The following is a 22433-nucleotide window of genomic DNA, read 5'->3' as shown; positions in this document are numbered from 1 at the left end:
ATGAAAGTTAAAAAGGCAGTTATTCCAGCAGCTGGGTTAGGAACACGTTTCTTGCCGGCTACCAAAGCGATGGCAAAAGAAATGTTACCGATTGTTGATAAACCAACGATTCAATTTATCGTAGAAGAAGCACTAGCTTCAGGAATCGAAGATATTTTAATTGTGACAGGCAAAGCCAAACGTCCGATTGAAGATCATTTCGATTCAAATGTTGAACTAGAAAATAACTTAAAAGAAAAAAATAAAACCGATTTATTGAAATTAGTCGAAGAAACAACGGATGTTAATTTACATTTTATTCGTCAATCCCATCCGAAAGGCTTAGGACACGCTGTTTTACAAGCGAAAGCATTTGTTGGCAATGAACCTTTTGTCGTGATGTTAGGCGACGATTTAATGGAAGATAAAGTGCCATTAACGAAACAATTAATGGATGATTACGAACAAACACATGCTTCGACAATTGCGGTAATGAAAGTACCCCATGAAGATACTTCAAAATATGGTATTATCAACCCAGAAAAAGAAATCGAAAAAGGACTATACAATGTCGAGAATTTTGTTGAAAAACCAAAACCCGAGGAAGCACCAAGTGATTTAGCGATTATCGGCCGTTATTTATTAACCCCTGAAATTTTTGATGTACTTGAAAATCAAAAACCAGGCGCTGGTAACGAAATTCAGTTAACAGATGCGATTGACACTTTAAATAAAACACAACGCGTTTTTGCTCGTGAGTTTAAAGGAGAACGTTACGACGTTGGCGATAAATTTGGGTTTATGAAAACAAGCATTGAATATGGTTTGACTCATCCAGAAGTAAAAGATAATTTACGAGAATACATTATTAATTTAGGTGCTCAGTTAGCGAAAAAAGAGCAACCAAAAGAAAAATAAATAAAAATAAGCGTAAAATTTCAATTCGTTAGAAGGAAATTTTACGCTTATTTTCTTAAAGAAAAGGGCATGAGAATTTTATAAAATAAATTGTCATTCTTAGCTTTATGAGTTGTGAAAAATATAAGTTGGTGTTATCCTAAGATTATAAATAAAATTTCAGAGGGGAGTAATGATATGTCAGGTGGGGAAATTGCTGCCTTAATTGCAGCGGTAGCATTTGTTGTTTTAGTCATCTTTTTAGTACTTGTGTTATATAAAGTTTCTCAAGTTGTTTCAAAAATTGAAGATACAATTGATGAAACAAATACAACAATCAAAGTCGTGACTAGCGATGTGAATGTATTGAGTCGCCAAGTGGAAGGCTTGCTTGTTAAAAGTAATGAACTATTAACAGATGTGAATCAAAAAGTGGCAACGATTGATCCGTTGTTTACGGCCGTTGCTGATTTAAGCGAAAGTGTCTCTGAATTGAACACCTCAAGTAAACATTTGATTACGAAGGTAGGAACCGTAGGGAAAGGCACAGCGAAAGCTGGTTTAGTGAGTAAAGTAGGCGGTTCTGCTTTTAGAGCAATGCGTTCAAAAAATAAAAAAACAAATAACTAATTGGAGGAGATTTTTATGGCTAAAAAAGGCGGATTTTTCTTAGGAGCAGTAATTGGTGGAACAGCAGCAGCCGTTGCCGCATTATTACTTGCACCAAAATCAGGTAAAGAATTACGTGATGATTTATCAAATCAAACAGATGATTTAAAAAACAAAGCGCAAGATTACACAGATTATGCTGTTCAAAAAGGAACAGAATTAACAGAAATCGCAAAACAAAAAGCCGGCGTTTTATCAGATCAAGCCTCTGATTTGGCAGGTTCTGTCAAAGAAAAAACAAAAGATTCATTGGATAAAGCACAAGGTGTTTCTGGCGACATGCTTGATAACTTTAAAAAACAAACAGGTGATTTATCTGATCAATTTAAAAAAGCAGCTGACGATGCTCAAGATCACGCGGAAGATCTAGGTGAAATTGCTGAAGATGCAGCAGAAGATATCTATATTGACGTTAAAGATTCTGCGGCAGCAGCCAAAGAAACTGTTTCTGCTGGTGTCGATGAAGCAAAAGAAACCACCAAAGATGTTCCTGAAAAAGCTGCAGAAGCAAAAGAAGATGTTAAAGATGCAGCGAAAGACGTAAAAAAAGAATTTAAAGGGTAACAAGCGTTTAGCTTATGAAAGTTAGCAACGGATCGTGTTGCTTTTGTTCAGCGGCTTACCTTAATATTTAGAAATGAGGCCATCAGTCCGGTTGACTGATGGCCTCATTTTATTTTTATGCTATTCAATAATTTGCAATTCTTTGGTTGTCTTAGTGAATGGTTCGGAGCCTGTTTTCGTTACGTGTAAACAATCTTCAATACGAACGCCTACTTTTCCAGGAATGTAAATACCGGGCTCAATAGAGAAACACATACCTTCTTCAATGACTAAATCATTGCCATGAACCAGCGATGGGTATTCATGGACAGTGGTTCCAATGCCATGGCCTAAGCGATGGTTAAAGTATTCACCATAACCAGCTTTTGTGATTACACCTCGAGCAATATCATCTAATTCGCCTGCTGTAACACCAGGTTTCACCGCTTCAGTTGCTGCTAATTGTGCTTCTAAGACAATTCCATAAATTTCTTTTTGGAAATCAGAAGGTTCCAAGTAGCTGACTGTTCGTGTGGCATCACTACAATAGCCATTATGAACGACACCTAAATCAAATAACACTAAGTCATGGGGCTCAATTTTTGTTTCGCCAGGTACCCCGTGAGGACTAGCTCCGTTTTTTCCTGTTAAGACTAACGTATCAAAACTCATCGAGCGAATACCTTGACGTTTTAATTGATACTCGATTTCTGCAACAATTTCTTGTTCCGCAACGCCTGCTTGAATTGCTTTGAAGCCAATCTCAAAAGCGACATCCGCCCAACTACCAGCTTCTAGTAAACGTTGAATTTCAGGTTCTGTTTTAATTAATTGAAGTTTTTCAATTAAAGGCGTAACATCATGCGAAAAATCGCTAGCTGGGAAATAGGTTTTCAATTGATCAAAACGAGCTAAAGAAAGAGCTTGTTTTTCTAAAGCAAAGCGTGGTGTGCCTTGTGTTCGTTTATTTAATAAAGCCGCAATTTTTTTCCAAGGATTTTCGCTATCTAAATAACCATAAACGGGATAAGTCCAACTACTATTTTCGGCATCTTCGACTTCCAATGCAGGTGTAAATAAAAATGATTGGTCGTCCGCAGCGATAAACAAAGCTAACACGCGTTCATGAGGTTCGCTTTCGTAACCGGAAAAGTAAGCGATATGACCAGGATCACTAATATAAGTGAAGTCAATCTTTTCTTGGTGCATCCAATTTTTTAAATCGGCAATTTTTTCTTGATTCATAAAACATCCTTCTTTCTTTTATTCTGAAGTGAATCACAGTACTATCATAACATGAAATGACAAAAAGTTCCTTTTGAAATGGAAAGTAAATTTTCATGAAAAAACGATAAAACGGTTGCAAAAATAGAAGAATTTTGATATTCTAGGCTAGGAAAGAAATGTAAACAGTGTTTTCAGAAAATGAGAACAAATTCATATTTATAGGAGAAGAAACATGGAAAAACAAACAATTACAATTTATGATGTTGCTAGAGAGGCAAATGTATCTATGGCTACTGTTTCTCGTGTTGTCAATGGTAATCCCAATGTAAAACCAGCAACGCGTAAAAAAGTCTTAGAAGTGATTGATCGCTTAGATTACCGTCCTAACGCAGTCGCACGTGGTTTAGCAAGTAAAAAAACGACAACAGTGGGTGTTATTATTCCAGATGTTAGTAATGCATTTTTTGCTTCATTAGCACGTGGCATTGACGACGTGGCTACAATGTATAAATACAATATCATTTTAGCTAATTCAGATGGAGATGATCAAAAAGAAGTTACTGTATTAAACAATTTACTTGCCAAGCAAGTAGATGGGATTATCTTTATGGGTCATCGCATTACAGATGATATTCGTGGTGAATTTTCACGTTCAAAAACACCTGTTGTCTTAGCAGGTTCAATTGATCCAGACGAACAAGTCGGTAGCGTTAATATTGATTACACAGAAGCAACGAAAGATGCAACAGCGACTTTAGCGAAAAATGGGAACAAAAAAATTGCTTTTGTTAGTGGTGCATTAATCGATCCAATTAATGGTCAAAACCGAATGAAAGGCTACAAAGAAGCTTTAGCGGAAAATGGCTTATCTTATAATGAAGGCTTAGTTTTTGAATCTGAATATAAATTTAAAGCAGGCATTAATTTGGCTGAGCGTGTCCGTAATAGTGGGGCAACTGCTGCCTTTGTTACAGATGATGAGCTAGCAATTGGCTTATTAGATGGGATGCTAGATGCTGGTGTGAAAGTTCCAGAAGAATTTGAAATCATTACAAGCAATAACTCATTGCTTACAGAAGTCTCTCGTCCACGTCTATCAAGTATTACACAACCTTTATATGATATCGGTGCCGTGTCAATGCGCTTATTAACAAAACTAATGAACAAAGAAGAAATTGAAGAAAAAACAGTTGTTTTACCTTATGGAATTGATCAAAAAGGTTCAACAAAATAAGAGAAAATTCTACTAGAAATGCAAAAAAGCACAAGAAGAAATCATTTTCATGATTTCTTCTTGTGCTTTATTTGATAATGAATTACTTCTTTGCATTCTGCTATTAATACACAGTAATGTTAAAAGTTAAAATAAGATTAAATTGATTAGAAAACAGGTCGGTAAAACATTGCGCATGGTATCTTTAGATTAAAAAAAGAGGTGTTTTTGTGAAGGTAAAAGAATTAACTGTCGAGTATGGTAATAGAACAATTATAGAAAATTTATCTATGCAAGCTGAATTTGGTGAAATAATTGGCTTAGTTGCTCCTAATGGAACTGGAAAAACCACGTTCTTTAAAGCTATATCTGGTTTAATCCCTAGAAAAAATGGAAATATTAGTTTAAATAAGATTGATTACAATAGTAGAGGTGCAACGTATTTAAAAGAACTATTTTTTCTTGAAAGTAGTAAAAATTTATATGATTATTTGACGCCGAAAGAACATCTTGAATATATTAAAGCCGCTTGGAAAAGTAATAGCGATATAGAGCATATTTTTGAACAATTAAAGATGAAAGAATATCAAAATAGAACAATAAAAAAATTATCTCTTGGAATGAAACAACATGTATTATTAGCAATGTATCTAGCAAGTGATGCAACAATACTTTTGTTAGACGAACCTTTTAATGGCTTGGATCCTACTAGTGTTAGTTTATTCATAATGTGCTTAAAAGAAATAGTTTCCAAAGATAAAATAGTTATTTTATCTTCTCATGATTTGTATAATGTTGAACACACATGTACACGTATTTTATTTATGAAAAATAAAAAGCTGGTTGAGAACGATCAACGTAACCTTTCTTTACGTGAACAATATGATAACTTATATTTAAGAGGAGAAGAGAGAAATGCTTAAGATAGAAACGATAAAAATATTGAAAGAGAAGAGTCTGTGGTTTGTGTTTGTAGCCTTTATTTTAATGTTAATTTATCCGTTGCTAGCTCAACCCCAACAACTTTCTTTTAAAGAAATGCAATATGAAAACCGAATCAAAAATAACGAACAAGCGAAAGAAAAAATGAAAAATGAGCCTGCAGCAAAAGAAACTTTAAGTGAGATAGAAGATGAAAGTGAGCAATTAAGGAAAGCGATTAATGCCATCAAAATGGGTGATGAATGGGCTTTATTAGAAGCTGAGAAAAAATTGGAAGAAAGTAATTTAAACGCAATGTTAAAAGGAACGTTGTACAGTATACCAATTATTGAGCAACAAAAAAGAGTCAAAGAATTGCAATATTTATCTGAAAACAGGATCAAACAAGTGGATTCTTCTGAAGTTGCTAAAATGCCTGCTTTGAATTACCTAGGTTTTCTTTTATCGATGGATTTTCCATATACATTATTATTAATTATCCCTAGTTTAATGATTATAGCGCTCGCAACTTTAGAAAAAAGAAAAAATACTGTTTCTTTATGGAATGGCCTTCCCTTAAAACTATGGAAAAAATATTCTATTAAAATAAGTAGTATTTTGTTTACAGTCGGATTGGTTTCTTATCTGTCAATCTTTCTTTCTGTAATCAGTGCATTTTTCAAAAATGGTCTGGGAAACCCTGATTATCCAGTCGCGATTATTGAAAAGGGACAAAGTGTTACAATCATTTCGCTTTCTAACTATTTGTCGAGAAGCCTAATTATGTTTGGTATGCTGTTATTAGCATTGACAGTATTCAGTTTCTTGCTTTCACTATTTACTGGAAATTTGATTGTTCATAGCTTGCTAATTGTTGGTGTGATATTATCTTCAGGAGTTAGCCTGATTTCCAATAAATTTTTCTTTACAGCTTATATGAATTTTCCCAAAATTATTAATGGAGGAAATGGGTATGAGCCGATGGATGAGATAGGTCTCACATTTGATTTTTCTTTAAAGATGATAGTTGTCTATGTATTAATAAGTTTAATAGTATCTGCTATTGTTTTGAGAAACAGAAAGGGATTATTTTAGTTAAAATAGGTTGATTGCTGCATATTATTTCATTAAATGTAGGAGCTATTTTTGAATAGCTCGATCTTGTATCGATGGTAAAGAATAAGAGAAACAATAAAAGTAGAGACGTAATCCATCAATTGATGAATTACGTCTCTACTTTTTTACATAATTTTGGTTGCAAGCTTAACTTACCAAATTCTTTAGTTGTTCTTTTTATTGTTATTGTTGTTGTTATTATTTGTAGTGGCACGTGGAGCAAGATTTCCCCAATAAGAAGCGTAATTGCTGTCTGTTCCACCGATCCCAAATTTATAGGTACTTTGTGGTGCACCATCTTTGGCATAGTATGAAGTCGTTGTTTTGCCAGGTGTATTGAACTTGGCACCATTATAGGTAATTGAGCCAGGCTTTTCACCAGTAAATTCAGAAACTTTTGATTTAATAACGCTTGGATCTAATTCAAATTTTTGACCAATGCCAAACAATTCTGGATTCGCATAGTACAGCGCGTTGGCTAAGTTCGCCATATAATTCCCATTATTGTCGCCGCTGGTCATCGTCATTGGTGCTGGTAGATCATGTCCTGCCCAAGAACTTAGTGTCACAGTTGGGGTAGAGACAATCAGCCATGAATCTTTAAACTCATCAGTTGTCCCAGTTTTTCCGACCCAATCAGCACTAGCTAGATGAGGATTCAAGCCAGCTAACGTTGGTTTGAATTTTGTCGTATTCGCAGAATCCACCACTGAGCGCAACAAGTCATTCATAATAGAAGCGGTCGCCGGTGAATAAACTTGCGTTCCTTCATCTTTGTGTTCGTAGACCACATGTCCGCTATTGTCTGTGATTTTTTCAATCATGTAGGCTTTTTGATATTTACCTTTGTTAGCAAGCGCTTGGAAGCCGTTTGTTTGTGTTACAACATTTGTTTCTACTGAACCCAATGGCGCAGATTCGTAAGCCCAAGCATCTGAAGCTGGATAGTTCATTTTACTTAAGTAGTGATTGTAAGAGAAATTATCATCACCCATTTTTTTTCTTAGCTCATTATTAACATGAACGACAGGGATATTGAAAGACCAATTCAAGGCATTCCGAACAGTCACGAATTGATTTAAATCCACATTTGTGGAATTAACAAATTCACGACCATCAGCATAAGTCGTTGGGTAGTTGGCCAGACGACTTTCAGAACCAATGATTCCTTGATCAATCGCAGGACCATAGACAGAAATTGGTTTAATCGTAGAACCAACTTGACGATCGGCATTAAAGGCATGGTTGTTTTGATTAATATCGAAGTTTCTGCCGCCAATAAAACCAAGGATACGACCAGTAGCGTTATCCATTAAAATATTGCCAGTTTCAATCATTGTATTCCCATTGACATCTGCAGTGCCATCATCAAGCAAATAACCATAATTTGCGACAGCGGTTTGCATCGTGTTGTAAATATTCTGATCAATGGTCGATTGGATTGTATAGCCTTGCGACTGGATTTCGCGACGTGCTTGTTCTTCATATTGATCTAAACCAACTTGATCTAAATCATCACGATTAACTTTAGCTTTTTTCATATCTAAATCCATGACAATCTCAACTGCTTTATCTAACACTGTGTAGTATAGATAGCCTTCTGTATTGACATTGGCCTGCTCAGTTGGTAAAAAGTCTTTTTTCAAGTCGTAAGCTTTGGCTTCTTCATATTCCTTTTGCGAAATAGCTTTTTCTCGGTACATACTGAAAAGAACAAAATCTTTTCTCTTCATTCCTAAAGATAAATCGTCTTTTAAAGCACCAGTGTTAGTATAGGGCGTGTAAACAATAGGACTTTGGGGAAGTCCTGCGATAAAGGCTGCTTGAGGAAGATTCAAGTCCTTGGCACTTTTACCAAAGAGTCCTTTGGCTGCTTCTTCCACGCCTGCAATATTTTCACCTTTGTTATTACGACCAAAAGGGGAGACATTTAGATAAGTTGTCACGATTTCGTCCTTAGAAAAGTATTTTTCAATACGTAAAGCTAATAAAATTTCGTTGGCTTTCCGTTTAAAAGTCGTTTCGTCAGTTAAAATCTGTTGCTTGACCAATTGCTGAGTCAATGTTGAACCACCAGAAGAACCGCCGATACCTGTCGCATCAGAAATCAACGCTCGAACTAGGGCTTTTGGTACTACCCCATGATGTTCTTCAAAATATTCATCTTCTGTTGAAATAATGGCTTTTTTTAGCAATGGAGACATTTGATCGCCATTAATTCGTGTCCGAATTAAATCTGATTTGATGTTAGCAATCGGAGTACCATCTGCGTAAGTCATTTTTGACACTTCGGTAATATCACTGATTTCTTTTTGCAATTCTTCCTTCGTTGGGGGCTGTGTATCTTCAACTAGAAAAGCAAAATAGCCCATTCCGATACCTAAGCCAAGAGAGCCACCTAAGACAATCAGAATAACCCCAAAAACCACTAATGACTGAAAAACGCGAATAATGACATTTAAAATAAGTAAAAAGACATTGCCGCCAGAAGAGGTCGTTGGTTTTTGCTTATTGTTACTTGAATTATTTTTCAAAAGCTTCACCTCAATAAAATGATACATTCTGTGTTATTATAGCAAAAAAAAGCTTCTATGAATAGTTTCTACACCAATTGCCATTTTTTGTTGAAAAAACTTAAGAGAAAATAGGGAAATCTCATTTTTTGACTTTTCAAGTGTGACAGAATCGGTTACTATGAATAGGGGAATTTGATCTATTATTATGTTTTACTATAGGAGGAAAATCATGAATTCAGCTTTTTTTGAAGAATTAAAAGCCCGTGGGTTGGTCTACCAAGTCACAGATGAAGAAGCCTTACAAAAACAATTAAATGAAGAATCTGTTAAATTATATATCGGCTTTGATCCAACGGCAGACAGTTTACACATCGGGCATCTACTGCCAATTCTTATGTTACGTCGTTTCCAACAAAATGGTCATGTGCCCATTGCTTTAGTTGGTGGCGGAACAGGCATGATTGGTGATCCATCATTCAAAGATGCAGAACGTAGTTTAAACACACTTGATACAGTGAAAGCTTGGTCTGAAAGTATTAAGGGCCAGTTGTCACGTTTTATCGATTTTGAAGATGAAAAAAATCCAGCGATTCTAGCAAATAACTATGATTGGCTTGGAGAGCTTTCATTAATTGATTTCTTACGTGATGTTGGAAAAAACTTTACAATTAACTATATGATGAGTAAAGAAAGCGTGAAACGCCGAATCGAAACAGGAATTTCTTATACTGAATTTGCGTATCAATTATTACAAGCGTATGATTTCTTGAAATTGTACGAAACAGAAGGCTGTTTATTGCAATTAGGCGGCAGTGATCAATGGGGAAACATTACTTCAGGGATTGAATTATTACGCCGAGAACAAGAAGTTCAAGGATTTGGCTTAACCATGCCTTTAATTACAAAAGCAGATGGTACCAAATTTGGTAAAACAGAAGGAAATGCAGTTTGGCTAGATGCGGAAAAAACTTCGCCATATGAATTTTATCAATTCTGGATTAACACAGATGATCGTGATGTCGTGAAATTCTTGAAATACTTTACTTTCTTAACATTGGATGAAATTGCAACAATTGAAGAAGAATTTACAGCGAACCCAGGTCAACGTGCTGCGCAAAAAGCGTTAGCCAAAGAAGTGACTACTTTAGTCCACGGTGAAGCAGCCTATCATCAAGCGGTTAAAATTTCAGAAGCGTTGTTCAGCGGAGATATCCAAAGCTTAACAGCAGAAGAAATTAAACAAGGCTTTAAAGATGTACCAACGTACGAGGTGCAACCAGAGGATCAATTAAGTTTAGTTGACTTATTAGTTACCTCAAAAATAGAACCATCCAAACGTCAAGCCCGTGAAGATGTTCAAAATGGAGCGATTTACGTCAATGGAGAACGTAAACAAGATTTAGCAGCTGAATTGACAGAAACTGATAAAATTGAAGGGCAATTTACTGTGATTCGTCGCGGGAAGAAAAAATATTTCTTGTTAAAATACTAAAAAAATGAAAGCTTGGGACGAAGGTCGTTTAGACAACAGGTTCCAAGCTTTCGCTTTTAAAAAAGATAAATTGGGATTAATTCTGTTACAAAAAACTCTTTTTTACTATTGGGCATATTCAATTACAGATAACTTGTGCTATGCTAGAATAAAAAGTGCAGTCGCTATAAGGAGTAGGTTATGAAATCAATTGTCGAAAAGTTAAACTTAACGAAGTATCAGCAACCAGTTATTTTAAATAGACCACGGGCAGAGTATCTATCTGAATTTGCTTCAGCCGCGCAGCAATTACCCTCAGAACCAGTTGAGCTGATTTTTGCATTTGTGAAAACGATGGCGGAATTTCAAGAGATTGTTTCAATGGTGATTGAAGGTCAACATTTAGTAGAAAATGGGTTGTTATATGTGGCTTATCCGAAAAAAGGCAATAAAATGTATCCAACTTTTGTCCACCGAGATGAAATTTTTCCAACATTACAAGTAAACGAGGCAGATGGGTATATTAAAGGCTCAACTTTAAAATTTAATCGTATGGTTAGTTTAGATGAGACTTTTACGGTTGTCGGCATGAAGAATGTTCTTAAAAAGCCAGCGAAGAATCAGACCAGTTCTGCTGTTGGGGATTATGTTCAATATTTACCAGAAATTGAAGCGTTGGTACAAACAGAACCAGCTGCTGCAGCGACATTCGCTGCATTAACGCCTGGTTATCAAAAAGAGTGGGCGCGGTATGTATTTAGTGCAAAGCGAGCGGAGACACGGAAAAAGCGGCAAACGGAAATGTTAGTCATTTTAAAAGAAGGCTATAAAACCAAAGCTCTTTATCAGCAAAGGAAGAAATAATGGGGCAGTCAATTGAAACAGTTACAGCATACATCGAAACAGTTGAACCAAAATGGCGAATTGCTTATCAGCAAGTATTAGATGTCGTTTCGCAAAATTTGCCAGCAGGATTTGAATTAACGATGCAATATGGCATGCCAACCTTTGTTGTGCCGCTTTTAGTATTTCCAGAAGGCTATCTCAACCGTGGTGATGAGCCGTTACCATTTATCAGCTTAGGCGCTACTAAAAGGCAAGTAGCTTTATATCACATGGGATTAATGGGAAATGAAGCCGTCCGAAGTTGGTTTCAAGAAGCCTATCAGGAACAAGTGTCAACAAAGCTAAACATGGGGAAAAGTTGTCTTCGCTTCACTAATCCTAAGCGAATACCCTATGAACTAATTGGCGAATTAGTAACAAAAATCACGCTTGAAGAATGGCTGCAACAGTATCAACACTACCAAAAGAAAAAGAAGAATTATTAGGAGGAACCACATGTTATTAGGATCACACGTTAGTATGAGTGGCAAGAAAATGCTATTAGGCTCTGCCGAGGAAGCGGCTAGTTATGGCTCAACAACCTTTATGATTTATACAGGCGCGCCACAAAACACGCGCCGGAAACCGATTGAAGAAATGAATATTGAAGCTGGGCAAGCTTTTATGAAAGAACACAATTTAAGTAATATCGTCGTTCATGCCCCGTATATTATTAATTTAGGTAATACAATCAAAACGGAAAATTTCGGTTTTGCCGTAGACTTTTTGCGTCAAGAAATTGAGCGAGCACAAGCGTTGGGAGCAACGCAAATCACGTTACACCCAGGTGCGCATGTTGGTGCAGGTCCAGAAGCCGGCATTAAACAAATTGTTAAAGGTCTAAACGAAGTCTTGTGGAAAGAGCAAATCCCTCAAATCGCTTTAGAAACAATGGCTGGTAAAGGAACCGAAATCGGCCGTACGTTTGATGAACTAGCTGCGATTATTGACGGAGTTACGCTAAATGATAAACTTTCTGTCACTCTGGATACTTGCCACATTAATGATGCAGGTTATAATGTAAAAGATGATTTTGATGGCGTATTAGTTGAATTTGATAAAATTATCGGATTGGATCGTTTAAAAGTTATTCATGTGAATGATTCTAAAAATCCTATGGGCTCACATAAAGATCGTCATGCCAATATTGGTTTTGGCACTATTGGTTTTGAAGCTTTAAACGGTGTGGTTCACCATGAAAAATTAACTGCTTTACCAAAAATTTTAGAAACACCTTATGTCGGAGAAGACAAAAAAAATAAAAAGGCCCCTTACGGCTTTGAAATTGCGATGTTAAAAAATCAAAGATTTGATCCAGAATTATTAGAAAAAATTCAAGGACAAAACTAAAGCAACAATCGCTCTTAAAGGTCCTATTGACATTTAAGAGCGTATATTTTTGACTTTTAATCACTATTTTGCAAAAAAATCAGACTTTTTTCATTATTTAAGAGAAATCCCGCAAAAAGAACTTTTCTTTTTTTGCTATTTCTAGTAAAATAATTCATTGAGAGCAAAACTATACGGAGAGGAGAGAGTTTCAATGGCAACAGGTTGGGTAGTATTAATCGCAGTAATCGCTTTATTAGTAGGCGCTGCAGGGGGCTTTTTCCTTGCACGCAAATATATGCAAGATTATTTCAAAAAAAATCCTCCCGTTAATGAGGATATGTTACGCATGATGATGGCATCAATGGGTCAAAAACCGTCAGAGAAAAAGGTTAGACAAATGATGCAACAAATGAAAAACCAAGGAAAATAGTAAAGGTTATTCAGGTAATCATGAATAAGTGTAAAAACGGGCTGATTTTCAGTCCGTTTTTTTGTTGTTTTGCGGGAGAATAGGATAATCTAGGAGGAAAAGAGCGAGACGTTTAATCAAAAACAACACAATAACGAAGAAACCTTCTAGCTCGAAAGTAGTCTTCGTAGAACAACAAAGTAAAAGGAGGGACAACTGAATGTCCATATTCAAAAAATTAGGCTGGTTTTTTAAGCAAGAGAAAAAAAGTTATATTATTGGGGTTTTCTCATTAATGATGGTCGCTCTTGTTCAATTAGTCCCGCCCAAAGTTATTGGCGTCGTTGTAGATGAAATCGTTAACAAAGAAATTCGCTTAACGAAAATTATCGTGTGGGTTGCACTCTTGGTTGGTGCTGGGCTTGCCCAATATCTTTTTCGCTATATTTGGCGGATGCATATTTGGGGGAGTGCCGCTCGTTTGGAAAAAGAGCTACGGACTCAATTATTTCATCATTTCACAAAAATGGATAGCATCTTTTATCAGAAATATCGGACAGGTGACTTGATGGCGCATGCAACCAATGATTTAAATGCCATCCAAAATGTGGCTGGAGCTGGGATTTTAACGTTTGCCGACTCTGTGATTACGGGAGGAACAACGATTATCGCAATGGTTCTATTTGTCGATTGGCGCTTAACATTAATCGCTTTATTACCGCTGCCTTTATTAGCCGTCACTTCACGAGTTCTAGGTTCTAAGTTGCATGATGCCTTTCGAGATTCACAAGCTGCTTTTTCAGCGATTAATGATAAAACACAAGAAAGTATCACTGGAATTAAAGTCATTAAAACATTTGGGCAAGAAAAAGAAGATCTTGCTGATTTTACAGAGAAAATTGATGATGCTATCGTCAAAAATAAACGAACGAACTTTTTAGATGCACTGTTTGATCCGTTTATTACGCTGATTATTGGTGTTTCTTATGTTTTGACAATTATTATTGGTGGTCGTTTCATCATGGAAGGAACGATTAGTTTAGGTCAGTTGGTCTCTTTCATTGCCTATATTGGGATGCTAGTTTGGCCAATGTTTGCGATTGGGCGCTTATTTAATGTGCTAGAACGTGGGAATGCTAGTTACGATCGTGTGAACGAATTATTACATGAAAAAACGCATATTATCGAACGAAAAGATGCCATCAAAACAATGGCGCAAGGAACAATTTCAATGAAGATTGATTCTTTTTCTTATCCAAAAGAAGATGCAGTGGCATTGGAAAACATCCAATTTTCGTTGCAAGAAGGAGAAACCTTGGGGATTGTTGGTAAAACAGGCGCTGGTAAAACCACTATTTTGAAGTTGTTGATGCGTGAATATGACCAATACCAAGGAACGATTTCCTTTGGAAAACATAACATTAAAAATTACACATTAGATGCATTGATGGGTGCAATGGGATACGTGCCACAGGACCACTTTCTCTTTTCCATGACGGTACGAGATAATATTCGTTTTGCTAAACCAGACTTGGAACAAGCAGCAGTTGAACAAGCGGCAGAATTAGCATTTATTAACCAAGAAATTAAAGCATTCCCTGAAGGCTATGACACAATGGTTGGGGAACGTGGCGTTTCGCTTTCTGGAGGACAAAAACAACGGATTTCTATTGCACGGGCCTTGATTGTTGAACCAGAATTGTTAATTTTAGACGATGCCTTATCTGCAGTCGATGCGAAGACTGAAGAGGCGATTTTATCAAATCTAAAAGAAACGCGCCAAGAAAAAACCACTATTATTACAGCGCATCGTTTAAGTAGTGTCATGCATGCAAAAGAAATCTTAGTGTTGGATGAAGGGAAAATTATTGAACGGGGGACGCATCCAGAGTTACTGGCTCAGAAGGGTTGGTATCAGCGGATGTGGGAAAAACAGCAATTAGAAGCGAAAATTGAAGGGAGTGAGAGTTAATGGAAGAAAAGTATCAATCCGAATGGTCCAGAGAGTTACCGCTGAAAGAACAATTAACGATTGTTCAGCGTTTGTTTCGTTTTGCCAAACCGTTTCGACGCATGTTTTACACAGCTATTCTCTTTGCATTTGGCTTATCAATTATCAATATTCTTTTGCCTAGAGTCATTCAAGTTTTTATGGATAATTATTTAACGCCTAAAACTGCTACAATGCAAGTGATTCTAACTTTTGCTGCTATTTATTTCTTTGGTGTCATTGTCAAAAGTATTGTTTGGTTTTTCCAATGGTATTTGTATTCGATGGCTTCTTTAAAAACGTATCAATATATACGAGTGAAATTATTTGAAAAATTACACACTTTAGGTATGCGTTATTTTGATCAAACACCAGCGGGTTCGACGGTGTCTCGTGTTACAAATGACACAGAAACATTGTTTGAATTCTGGTATGTATTCCTAATGGTGATTACAGGAATTTTTGCCGTAATCTCGTCATTTTTTGCAATGTTTCAACTCAGTCCAGAAATTTCATTTTATTGTCTAATTTTCTTGCCAATTTTATTAGTTGTGATTTGGTATTACCAAAAATTTAGTTCAAAATTATATCGCAGTATGCGGGAAAAATTAAGTCAATTAAACACCAAACTAAATGAATACATCTCTGGTATGCAAATCATTCAACAATTTCGCCAAGAAAAGCGTTTGGAAAAAGAATTTGAAGAAACCAATGATGACTATTTAAAAACACGAGTAGCAATGATTCGTATGAATTCGTTATTATTAAGTCCCATCATTAATTTGTTGTATACGTTGGCGATTGCATTGGCCTTAACTATGTTTGGCATCGATGCTTTACATTCACCTGTTGAAGCGGGGATGATTTATGCTTTTGTAACGTATGTCCAAGCTTTTTTTAATCCGATGACACAAATGATGGACTTCCTAAGTATCTTTACAGATGGGATTGTCGCAGGTAGCCGTATTTTAAAAATTATGGATACGGAAGAATTAACGCCGCAACAATCAGTAGGAGCGAATGGGGAAATTATTCGCGGGAAAATTGAATTTCGCAATGTTACTTTTTCTTATGACGGCAAAAACGAAGTATTGAAAAATATTAGCTTTGTCGCAAATCCCGGGGAAACCGTCGCTTTAGTCGGTCATACTGGAAGTGGTAAAAGTTCAATTATTAATGTACTCATGCGTTTCTATGAATTTTATGAAGGGCAGATTTTAATTGATGATCGTGATATTCGTGATTTTCCCATGCCAGAATTACGGGAAAAGATGGGCTTAGTATTACAGGACGCTTTCATGTTTTATGGAGATATTGCTGGAAATATCCGTTTACTGAATCCCAATATTACAGATGAACAAATTAAACAGGCTGCGGAATTTGTTCAGGCAGATAAATTTATTCACACGTTACCCAATACCTATCATGCGAAAGTTATTGAACGAGGAGCGAGTTATTCTAGCGGGCAACGTCAATTAATTTCGTTTGCACGAACAATTGTAACTGATCCCAAAATTTTAGTTTTAGATGAAGCAACCGCTAATATTGATACAGAAACAGAAGGATTGATTCAAGAAGGATTAGCCAAAATGCGTCAAGGGAGAACGACAATTGCGATTGCGCATCGCCTTTCGACGATTCGTGACGCAAACTTGATTTTAGTTTTAGACAAAGGGCAGATTGTAGAACGAGGAACGCACGAAACGTTACTGGCAGAAGGTGGCCTTTATGCGGATATGTATCAGTTACAAAGTACGGAAGTTTAACGTAACAACAGAAAGAGTTAAATAACCCAAACAAAGGCATTTAGTGTTAGGAAATTCCTAATTCTAGGTGTCTTTGTAGCTCTTTAAATTGCAAAAAAGAATAGAAATGGTATGATATGAAGAGAGAAAAACAAACGAGGAAGTTAGGTGGAACTGTGAAGCCAGTTATAGTCAAAAATGTGCGAATAGGTGAAGGGAATCCCAAAATTGTGGTGCCCATTGTTGCTCCAACAGCCGAGGATATTTTGGCCGAAGCAACGGCGAGCCAAACACTAGATTGTGATTTGGTGGAATGGCGTTTAGACTATTATGAAAATGTCGCTGATTTTTCCGATGTATGTAATCTTTCACAACAAGTAATGGAACGGTTGGGGCAAAAACCGTTATTGTTAACTTTTCGTACACAAAAAGAAGGCGGCGAAATGGCTTTTTCTGAGGAAAATTATTTTGCTTTGTATCATGAATTAGTGAAAAAGGGTGCGTTGGATTTATTAGATATTGAATTATTTGCGAATCCGCTGGCGGCAGATACGTTAATTCACGAAGCTAAAAAGGCGGGGATTAAAATTGTTCTCTGTAATCACGACTTTCAGAAAACACCGTCGCAAGAGGAGATTGTCGCGCGGTTACGCCAAATGCAAATGCGTCAGGGGGATATTTGTAAAATAGCTGTGATGCCACAAGATGCGACAGATGTACTTACGTTACTTTCAGCAACCAATGAAATGTACACCCATTATGCATCCGTCCCAATTGTTACTATGTCAATGGGACAGTTAGGGATGATTAGTCGCGTAACAGGTCAACTGTTCGGGTCGGCACTAACTTTTGGCTCAGCCCAGCAAGCGTCTGCACCAGGCCAACTATCCGTACAAGTATTAAGAAATTATTTAAAGACATTCGAACAAAACAAGTGATTCAGAAGGTGAAAAAAGTGGCAAAGAAAAAAACACAACAAAAAACGAATGCGATGCGCATGGTAGAACAACATAAAGTACCATATAAAGAATATGAATTCGCTTGGAGTGAAGATCATTTAAGTGCAGAAAGTGTCGCTGAAAGTTTAGGTATTGAAAAAGGACGAATTTTTAAAACCTTGGTTACAGTAGGTAATAAAACAGGTCCAGTCGTGGCTGTCATTCCTGGTAATCAAGAATTAGATTTGAAAAAATTAGCGAAAGCTAGTGGCAACAAAAAGGTAGAAATGCTTCACTTAAAAGATTTAGAAGCAACCACAGGCTATATTCGTGGGGGCTGTTCCCCAATTGGGATGAAAAAACAATTTCCCACCTATTTGGCTGAAGAAGCTCAACAATATTCTGCAATTATTGTTTCTGCAGGCAAACGTGGCATGCAAATTGAATTAGCGCCTGAAGCAATTCTTTCGCTAACCAATGGACAATTTGCGGGAATAACGACAGAAGAATAAGTGGTTATAAGAAGAGGTTGAGACAGAACCGTTTATCTGTTTTTAAGCGTGGAGCAAAAAACACTAGGGATTTTTGCTCCACGTGTTTAATTATCAAATTAATAAAGGAAAAGCATTAAGTAAACAGTGCTACTTTTTATTGGGATAAAATTTTTGTAATGCTTGCCGTGCGAGCATATCGGCGGCTTTGTTTTGACTTTCAGGTAGCCATTTGATTAAGAGTAAAGGAAAATTCTTTTCTAGTTGTTGATATTCTGCTAAATAAGGCTGGTACTTTTCATTTTTAGCATAGTTTTTTTCAATTGTTTGGACAACAATTTTACTATCTGAGTGGAGAAGAACGGTTTGTTGATTGTCTTCATTGGCAATCGCTTGTTTTAAAGCTTCAATCAGCACTTTAAATTCGGCTTCGTGATTACTAACAATGCCTAGAGGCACATGCAATTGTTGCCGCGATTGGTCGGTGAGGTAAACGATACCGCCTCCAGATTCACCTGGATTGCCTTTTGTTGCAGCATCTACATAAATTCTTAACATAAAATTACTCCTAATTTCTTTTTGTTCTTAAAAAAAGTATGTTACTATTATAACATATTTAAATTTAGCGGCGTTGATCCAGAAGTAGTGAGGGCACTTTATGAAAAAACAGAAATTCTATTGGCAGCCAGAATTAGCATCAACAATTATTTACTGGTCTTGCACATTTTGTATATTATTTATTAGTTTAATTTTAGCATTGGAAAATAATGGTCCTTACTTGATTAGTAATCTGGTGATGGTTCCATTTTTTGTGTTTGCTTATCTAGGAATTGCGCGGTCTTTTAACATGACAGAAACATCTTTAATTGTCAGAGATGTTTTATGGTTTCGCAAAAAAGCACTTCCGCTTTCTCAGATAGAAAAAGTAACCTACAATGAAAAAAGCATCGAAATTTTTTCCTCAGAATTTAAGGAAGGTTCAAAAGTCTTTTTAATGAAAAAGAAAACGATTCCGTTATTTCTTGAGGCACTTAAGGTAAAAAAGCCTGAATTGAAGGTAGCAGAAGATCATTCTTTGGGCCTTCATAAAAAAGAAGAGAAAAACAAGAGTGAGTCATAAGTCGAAACGACTGGTGACCCACTCTCAAAATCTTAAAATAATCAGCTGAAACAAACGCTACGTTTACTTACTTTTTGGAGCTAAGCGCTGTTGGTTCAGCTTTTTTAGTTATCTATTTTTTTGACATGTGCTGCTTGTAGCCCACGATTGCCTTCCATTATCTCGAATTCTACAGATTGATTCTCATCAAGTGATTTGAATCCGTCACCTTCTATAGCAGTGAAGTGGACAAAAATCTCATCTTCTTCGTTGTAAACGATAAAACCATAACCTTTTCTGTTATCGAACCATTTGACAATTCCTTTTTGCATCCAATTCACGCTCCTTTTAGATTTGTAAAGACACTTTCATTATACGAGAAAAGGCTACCAAACGTCAATGGTTGGGTTGTTTAAAAAAGGTTATTCTAGCCATTCTATTCAATACAAGCTATAATTTAAAAGAAACAATGTGTCACAAAGACGATAAAGAATTGAAAAGGGGTCCGTTATGAAGACAGATATTAACATTGCACAAGCAGCAACATTAAAACCTATTCAAGAGATTGCCGAAACAATCGGTCTTTCAGAAGATTCGCTCGAACTTTATGGAAAATACAAAGCGAAAATAGATTTCCCAACGCTTCAATCCTTAGAAGCGAAGCCAGAAGGTAAATTAATCCTCGTTACATCGATTAATCCAACGCCAGCAGGAGAAGGAAAATCAACCGTGACCATTGGTTTAGGAGATGCATTAAATCGAATCAATAAAAAAACAGTTATTGCCCTAAGAGAACCATCATTAGGTCCTGTGATGGGGATTAAAGGTGGCGCAACAGGTGGCGGTTACGCACAAGTATTACCAATGGAAGAAATCAATTTGCATTTTACTGGTGATATGCATGCGATTACGACAGCCAATAATGCCTTAGCTGCGTTACTAGATAATCATTTACAGCAAGGAAATGAATTAAAGATTGATTCTCGGCGGGTGATTTGGAAACGGGCAGTGGATCTAAATGATCGTGCGCTCAGACAGGTCGTTGTTGGTTTAGGCGGTCCTTTCCAAGGTGTACCAAGAGAAGACGGTTTCGATATTACTGTGGCGAGCGAAATTATGGCGATTCTTTGTTTAGCGCAAAATTTAACGGACTTAAAAGAACGCTTAAGTCGGATTATTATCGCGTATAATGACCAAAGAGAGCCGGTGACAGTTAAAGATTTAAACGTGGCAGGTGCGCTGACTTTATTATTAAAAGACGCCTTAAAACCTAATTTAGTTCAAACGATTGAAGGAACTCCAGCTTTTGTTCACGGTGGTCCTTTTGCCAATATCGCTCATGGATGTAACAGTATTTTAGCGACAAAAACGGCTTTGCATCTAGGGGATTATGTCGTAACAGAAGCGGGTTTTGGTGGTGACTTAGGTGGCGAAAAATTTTTAGATATTAAAGTACCTTCTTTAGGAAAAGCACCCGATGCCGTTGTGATTGTGGCAACGATTCGCGCGTTGAAAATGCATGGCGGTTTGGCGAAAGATCAGTTAGCAGAAGAAAATTTACCAGCGTTACAAAAAGGCTTTGCCAACTTAGAAAAACATATTCAAAACATGCAACGTTATGATGTACCAGTAGTTGTTGCAATTAATGAGTTTACACAGGATACAGAGAAGGAAATTCAACTGTTGAAAGAAGCTTGCCAAGCGTTAGGCGTGCCCGTCGAGTTAACAAGTGTTTGGGCGCAAGGTGGCGCAGGTGGCACGAATCTAGCGAAAACAGTGGTAGCAGAGATTGAAGCCAATACAAAGCAGTTTCAACATTTGTATAACCCTCGCCAAACAATTGAAGAAAAAATTCAAGCCATTGTACAAACGATTTACGGCGGGGAACAGGCGATTTTTTCTCCGAAAGCGCAAAAGCAAATTGCAGACTTTACAAAAAATGGTTGGGATCAATTACCAATCTGCATGGCGAAGACACAGTATTCACTTTCTGACGATCCTCAAAAACTAGGACGGCCAGAAGGGTTTACGATTACGATTCGTGAACTAGTTCCAAAAATCGGTGCAGGGTTTATCGTGGCGTTAACGGGTGACATTTTAACGATGCCTGGCTTGCCGAAAGTTCCTGCTGCGTTAAATATGGATGTGGACGAAACGGGTCAAGCGAGCGGTCTCTTTTAAAGCCGCTCTTTCCTGAGACCTATTTTTAGTATATACTTGAAAGTAGCTCAATAAAAAATAATGACGGAAATTTATTGCGTAGTTTATTATAAGGAGCAACGACTATGGGGGAACGAGCAGATACATTTTTAGCACACTTTAATCGCATTGAAAAGTGGATGAGAGAGAGACTGAACAATCCTGTCAATATGGGATTCAGTGAAATGACAAGACGTCTTTCCCGAAAAGAAAAAGGACAGATTGCTCAATTTGAAGAGGATTTGCTTCAAATGGCTCAGTTAAGAAATGCCATTGTTCATGAGCGAATTGCTGATGATTTTGTAATTGCAGAGCCAAACGAATGGGCGGTTCAACGAATTGAAACGATTGAACAAGCTTTAACAAAACCAGAAAAAGTAGTGCCTAAATTTGCGAAACGTGTTACAGCTTTTGAAATCACCACTTCTTTAGAAACGTTATTAACGATTATTGCAAAAAAACAATATTCTCAATTTCCGATTTATGAAAAAGGTGTATTTAAAGGATTAATCACGGTTCGAGGGATTGGTGTATGGTTTGCCATTGAGAGCACCAAAGGCGAAGTTCACATTGCCAACCGAACGGTGCGAGAATTGTTGGCATCAAATTATAAACGCAGCAACTATCAATTTGTTTCAATTGAAGCAACCGTTTTTGAAGTTGAACAAATGTTTCGGGAGCAGCCACGCTTAGAAGCTGTGCTTATTAGTAAAAGTGGCCATCCTAATGGTGAGTTAGTAGGCATTGTTCGACCAAGAGATTTAGCAAGTATTCATAGAGAAAAGGAATGACG

The 22433-nt window shown here is 36.8% G+C and carries 23 protein-coding genes; 19 read left to right on the top strand and 4 right to left on the bottom strand.

Annotated elements, in window-relative coordinates; genetic code table 11:
• The 3 genes from galU to IGL07_RS07860 all read left to right on the top strand — a co-directional run bounded on the left by galU (window position 1) and on the right by IGL07_RS07860 (window position 2109).
• Window positions 1-897 carry a UTP--glucose-1-phosphate uridylyltransferase GalU gene (galU, locus tag IGL07_RS07870; RefSeq protein ID WP_002357314.1) on the top strand — a complete coding sequence of 299 codons (897 nt, stop codon included), beginning with the start codon at window positions 1-3 and terminating at the stop codon, window positions 895-897.
• A 177-nt stretch (window positions 898-1074) separates the two neighbouring features.
• Window positions 1075-1506 (top strand): DUF948 domain-containing protein, encoded by a 432-nt coding sequence (locus IGL07_RS07865; protein ID WP_002357316.1) that lies wholly within the window; start codon window positions 1075-1077, stop codon window positions 1504-1506.
• Between the two features lie 15 nt (window positions 1507-1521).
• Complete coding sequence (locus IGL07_RS07860) at window positions 1522-2109, top strand: YtxH domain-containing protein (protein ID WP_002381831.1); 588 nt, start codon at window positions 1522-1524, stop codon at window positions 2107-2109.
• Window positions 2110-2229: 120 nt separating this feature from the next.
• Here the strand turns inward: IGL07_RS07860 and IGL07_RS07855 are convergent, their stop codons facing one another.
• Window positions 2230-3333 carry an aminopeptidase P family protein gene (locus tag IGL07_RS07855; protein ID WP_002377253.1) on the bottom strand — a complete coding sequence of 368 codons (1104 nt, stop codon included), beginning with the start codon at window positions 3331-3333 and terminating at the stop codon, window positions 2230-2232.
• 214 nt (window positions 3334-3547) lie between these two features.
• Between IGL07_RS07855 and ccpA the strand changes: the two genes are divergently transcribed.
• The 3 genes from ccpA to IGL07_RS07840 all read left to right on the top strand — a co-directional run bounded on the left by ccpA (window position 3548) and on the right by IGL07_RS07840 (window position 6544).
• A complete protein-coding gene (gene ccpA, locus IGL07_RS07850; RefSeq protein WP_002357319.1) occupies window positions 3548-4549 on the top strand; it encodes a catabolite control protein A in 1002 nt (333 codons plus the stop codon).
• A 209-nt stretch (window positions 4550-4758) separates the two neighbouring features.
• Window positions 4759-5451, top strand: a complete 693-nt coding sequence (locus IGL07_RS07845; RefSeq protein WP_002420131.1) for an ABC transporter ATP-binding protein — start codon at window positions 4759-4761, stop codon at window positions 5449-5451.
• Window positions 5444-6544, top strand: a complete 1101-nt coding sequence (locus IGL07_RS07840) for an ABC transporter permease (protein WP_010817346.1) — start codon at window positions 5444-5446, stop codon at window positions 6542-6544. Before IGL07_RS07845 ends, IGL07_RS07840 begins: the two co-directional genes overlap by 8 nt.
• A 185-nt stretch (window positions 6545-6729) precedes the next feature.
• Here IGL07_RS07840 and IGL07_RS07835 read toward each other — a convergent pair whose 3' ends face one another.
• On the bottom strand, window positions 6730-9126 hold the full coding sequence (locus tag IGL07_RS07835) for a transglycosylase domain-containing protein (protein WP_016616324.1): 2397 nt from the start codon (window positions 9124-9126) through the stop codon (window positions 6730-6732).
• A gap of 184 nt (window positions 9127-9310) precedes the next feature.
• Between IGL07_RS07835 and tyrS the strand changes: the two genes are divergently transcribed.
• The 10 genes from tyrS to ybaK all read left to right on the top strand — a co-directional run bounded on the left by tyrS (window position 9311) and on the right by ybaK (window position 18363).
• Window positions 9311-10573 carry a tyrosine--tRNA ligase gene (tyrS, locus tag IGL07_RS07830; RefSeq protein ID WP_002377261.1) on the top strand — a complete coding sequence of 421 codons (1263 nt, stop codon included), beginning with the start codon at window positions 9311-9313 and terminating at the stop codon, window positions 10571-10573.
• A gap of 4 nt (window positions 10574-10577) precedes the next feature.
• Entirely contained in the window at window positions 10578-10757 is a 180-nt protein-coding gene (locus tag IGL07_RS07825) for a hypothetical protein (RefSeq protein WP_002365741.1), read from the top strand.
• Window positions 10754-11416, top strand: coding sequence for a YdeI/OmpD-associated family protein (locus IGL07_RS07820; protein ID WP_010817345.1), 663 nt, complete (start codon window positions 10754-10756; stop codon window positions 11414-11416). The genes IGL07_RS07825 and IGL07_RS07820 overlap by 4 nt, the downstream gene beginning before the upstream one ends.
• Window positions 11416-11883 (top strand): DUF1801 domain-containing protein, encoded by a 468-nt coding sequence (locus tag IGL07_RS07815; protein ID WP_438747276.1) that lies wholly within the window; start codon window positions 11416-11418, stop codon window positions 11881-11883. Before IGL07_RS07820 ends, IGL07_RS07815 begins: the two co-directional genes overlap by 1 nt.
• Window positions 11884-11893: 10 nt before the next feature.
• Window positions 11894-12787: a deoxyribonuclease IV gene (locus IGL07_RS07810; protein ID WP_010817343.1), complete on the top strand. Its 894-nt coding sequence runs from the start codon at window positions 11894-11896 to the stop codon at window positions 12785-12787.
• Between the two features lie 193 nt (window positions 12788-12980).
• Window positions 12981-13199: a YneF family protein gene (locus IGL07_RS07805; protein ID WP_002357397.1), complete on the top strand. Its 219-nt coding sequence runs from the start codon at window positions 12981-12983 to the stop codon at window positions 13197-13199.
• A gap of 199 nt (window positions 13200-13398) precedes the next feature.
• Window positions 13399-15150, top strand: a complete 1752-nt coding sequence (locus IGL07_RS07800; protein ID WP_010817342.1) for an ABC transporter ATP-binding protein — start codon at window positions 13399-13401, stop codon at window positions 15148-15150.
• Window positions 15150-16934, top strand: a complete 1785-nt coding sequence (locus tag IGL07_RS07795; RefSeq protein WP_010817341.1) for an ABC transporter ATP-binding protein — start codon at window positions 15150-15152, stop codon at window positions 16932-16934. The genes IGL07_RS07800 and IGL07_RS07795 overlap by 1 nt, the downstream gene beginning before the upstream one ends.
• Before the next feature lie 155 nt (window positions 16935-17089).
• On the top strand, window positions 17090-17851 hold the full coding sequence (gene aroD, locus IGL07_RS07790) for a type I 3-dehydroquinate dehydratase (RefSeq protein ID WP_010817340.1): 762 nt from the start codon (window positions 17090-17092) through the stop codon (window positions 17849-17851).
• The gene (gene ybaK, locus IGL07_RS07785) at window positions 17848-18363 is read left to right on the top strand and encodes a Cys-tRNA(Pro) deacylase (RefSeq protein WP_002393364.1); all 516 of its coding nucleotides are present in this window, start codon (window positions 17848-17850) and stop codon (window positions 18361-18363) included. The genes aroD and ybaK overlap by 4 nt, the downstream gene beginning before the upstream one ends.
• Before the next feature lie 129 nt (window positions 18364-18492).
• Here the strand turns inward: ybaK and IGL07_RS07780 are convergent, their stop codons facing one another.
• Window positions 18493-18900, bottom strand: coding sequence for a ribonuclease HI family protein (locus IGL07_RS07780; RefSeq protein WP_002357402.1), 408 nt, complete (start codon window positions 18898-18900; stop codon window positions 18493-18495).
• Window positions 18901-19000: 100 nt separating this feature from the next.
• On the opposite strand from IGL07_RS07780, the gene IGL07_RS07775 reads away from it, so the two are divergent.
• The gene (locus IGL07_RS07775; RefSeq protein ID WP_002357403.1) at window positions 19001-19462 is read left to right on the top strand and encodes an EbsA family protein; all 462 of its coding nucleotides are present in this window, start codon (window positions 19001-19003) and stop codon (window positions 19460-19462) included.
• Window positions 19463-19566: 104 nt separating this feature from the next.
• Here IGL07_RS07775 and IGL07_RS07770 read toward each other — a convergent pair whose 3' ends face one another.
• A complete protein-coding gene (locus IGL07_RS07770) occupies window positions 19567-19773 on the bottom strand; it encodes a cold-shock protein (protein ID WP_002357404.1) in 207 nt (68 codons plus the stop codon).
• A gap of 178 nt (window positions 19774-19951) precedes the next feature.
• Between IGL07_RS07770 and IGL07_RS07765 the strand changes: the two genes are divergently transcribed.
• Window positions 19952-21622 carry a formate--tetrahydrofolate ligase gene (locus IGL07_RS07765; RefSeq protein ID WP_010817339.1) on the top strand — a complete coding sequence of 557 codons (1671 nt, stop codon included), beginning with the start codon at window positions 19952-19954 and terminating at the stop codon, window positions 21620-21622.
• A gap of 104 nt (window positions 21623-21726) precedes the next feature.
• Window positions 21727-22431 (top strand): CBS domain-containing protein, encoded by a 705-nt coding sequence (locus IGL07_RS07760; protein WP_002360173.1) that lies wholly within the window; start codon window positions 21727-21729, stop codon window positions 22429-22431.
• Window positions 22432-22433 lie beyond the last annotated feature (2 nt).

The sequence above is a fragment of the Enterococcus sp. DIV1368f genome, from assembly GCF_051712245.1.
GTDB classification, from domain to species: Bacteria; Bacillota; Bacilli; order Lactobacillales; family Enterococcaceae; genus Enterococcus; species Enterococcus faecalis.
The sequence above is the reverse complement of the archived record's forward strand: the minus strand, read 5'-3'. Positions and strand labels throughout refer to the sequence as shown.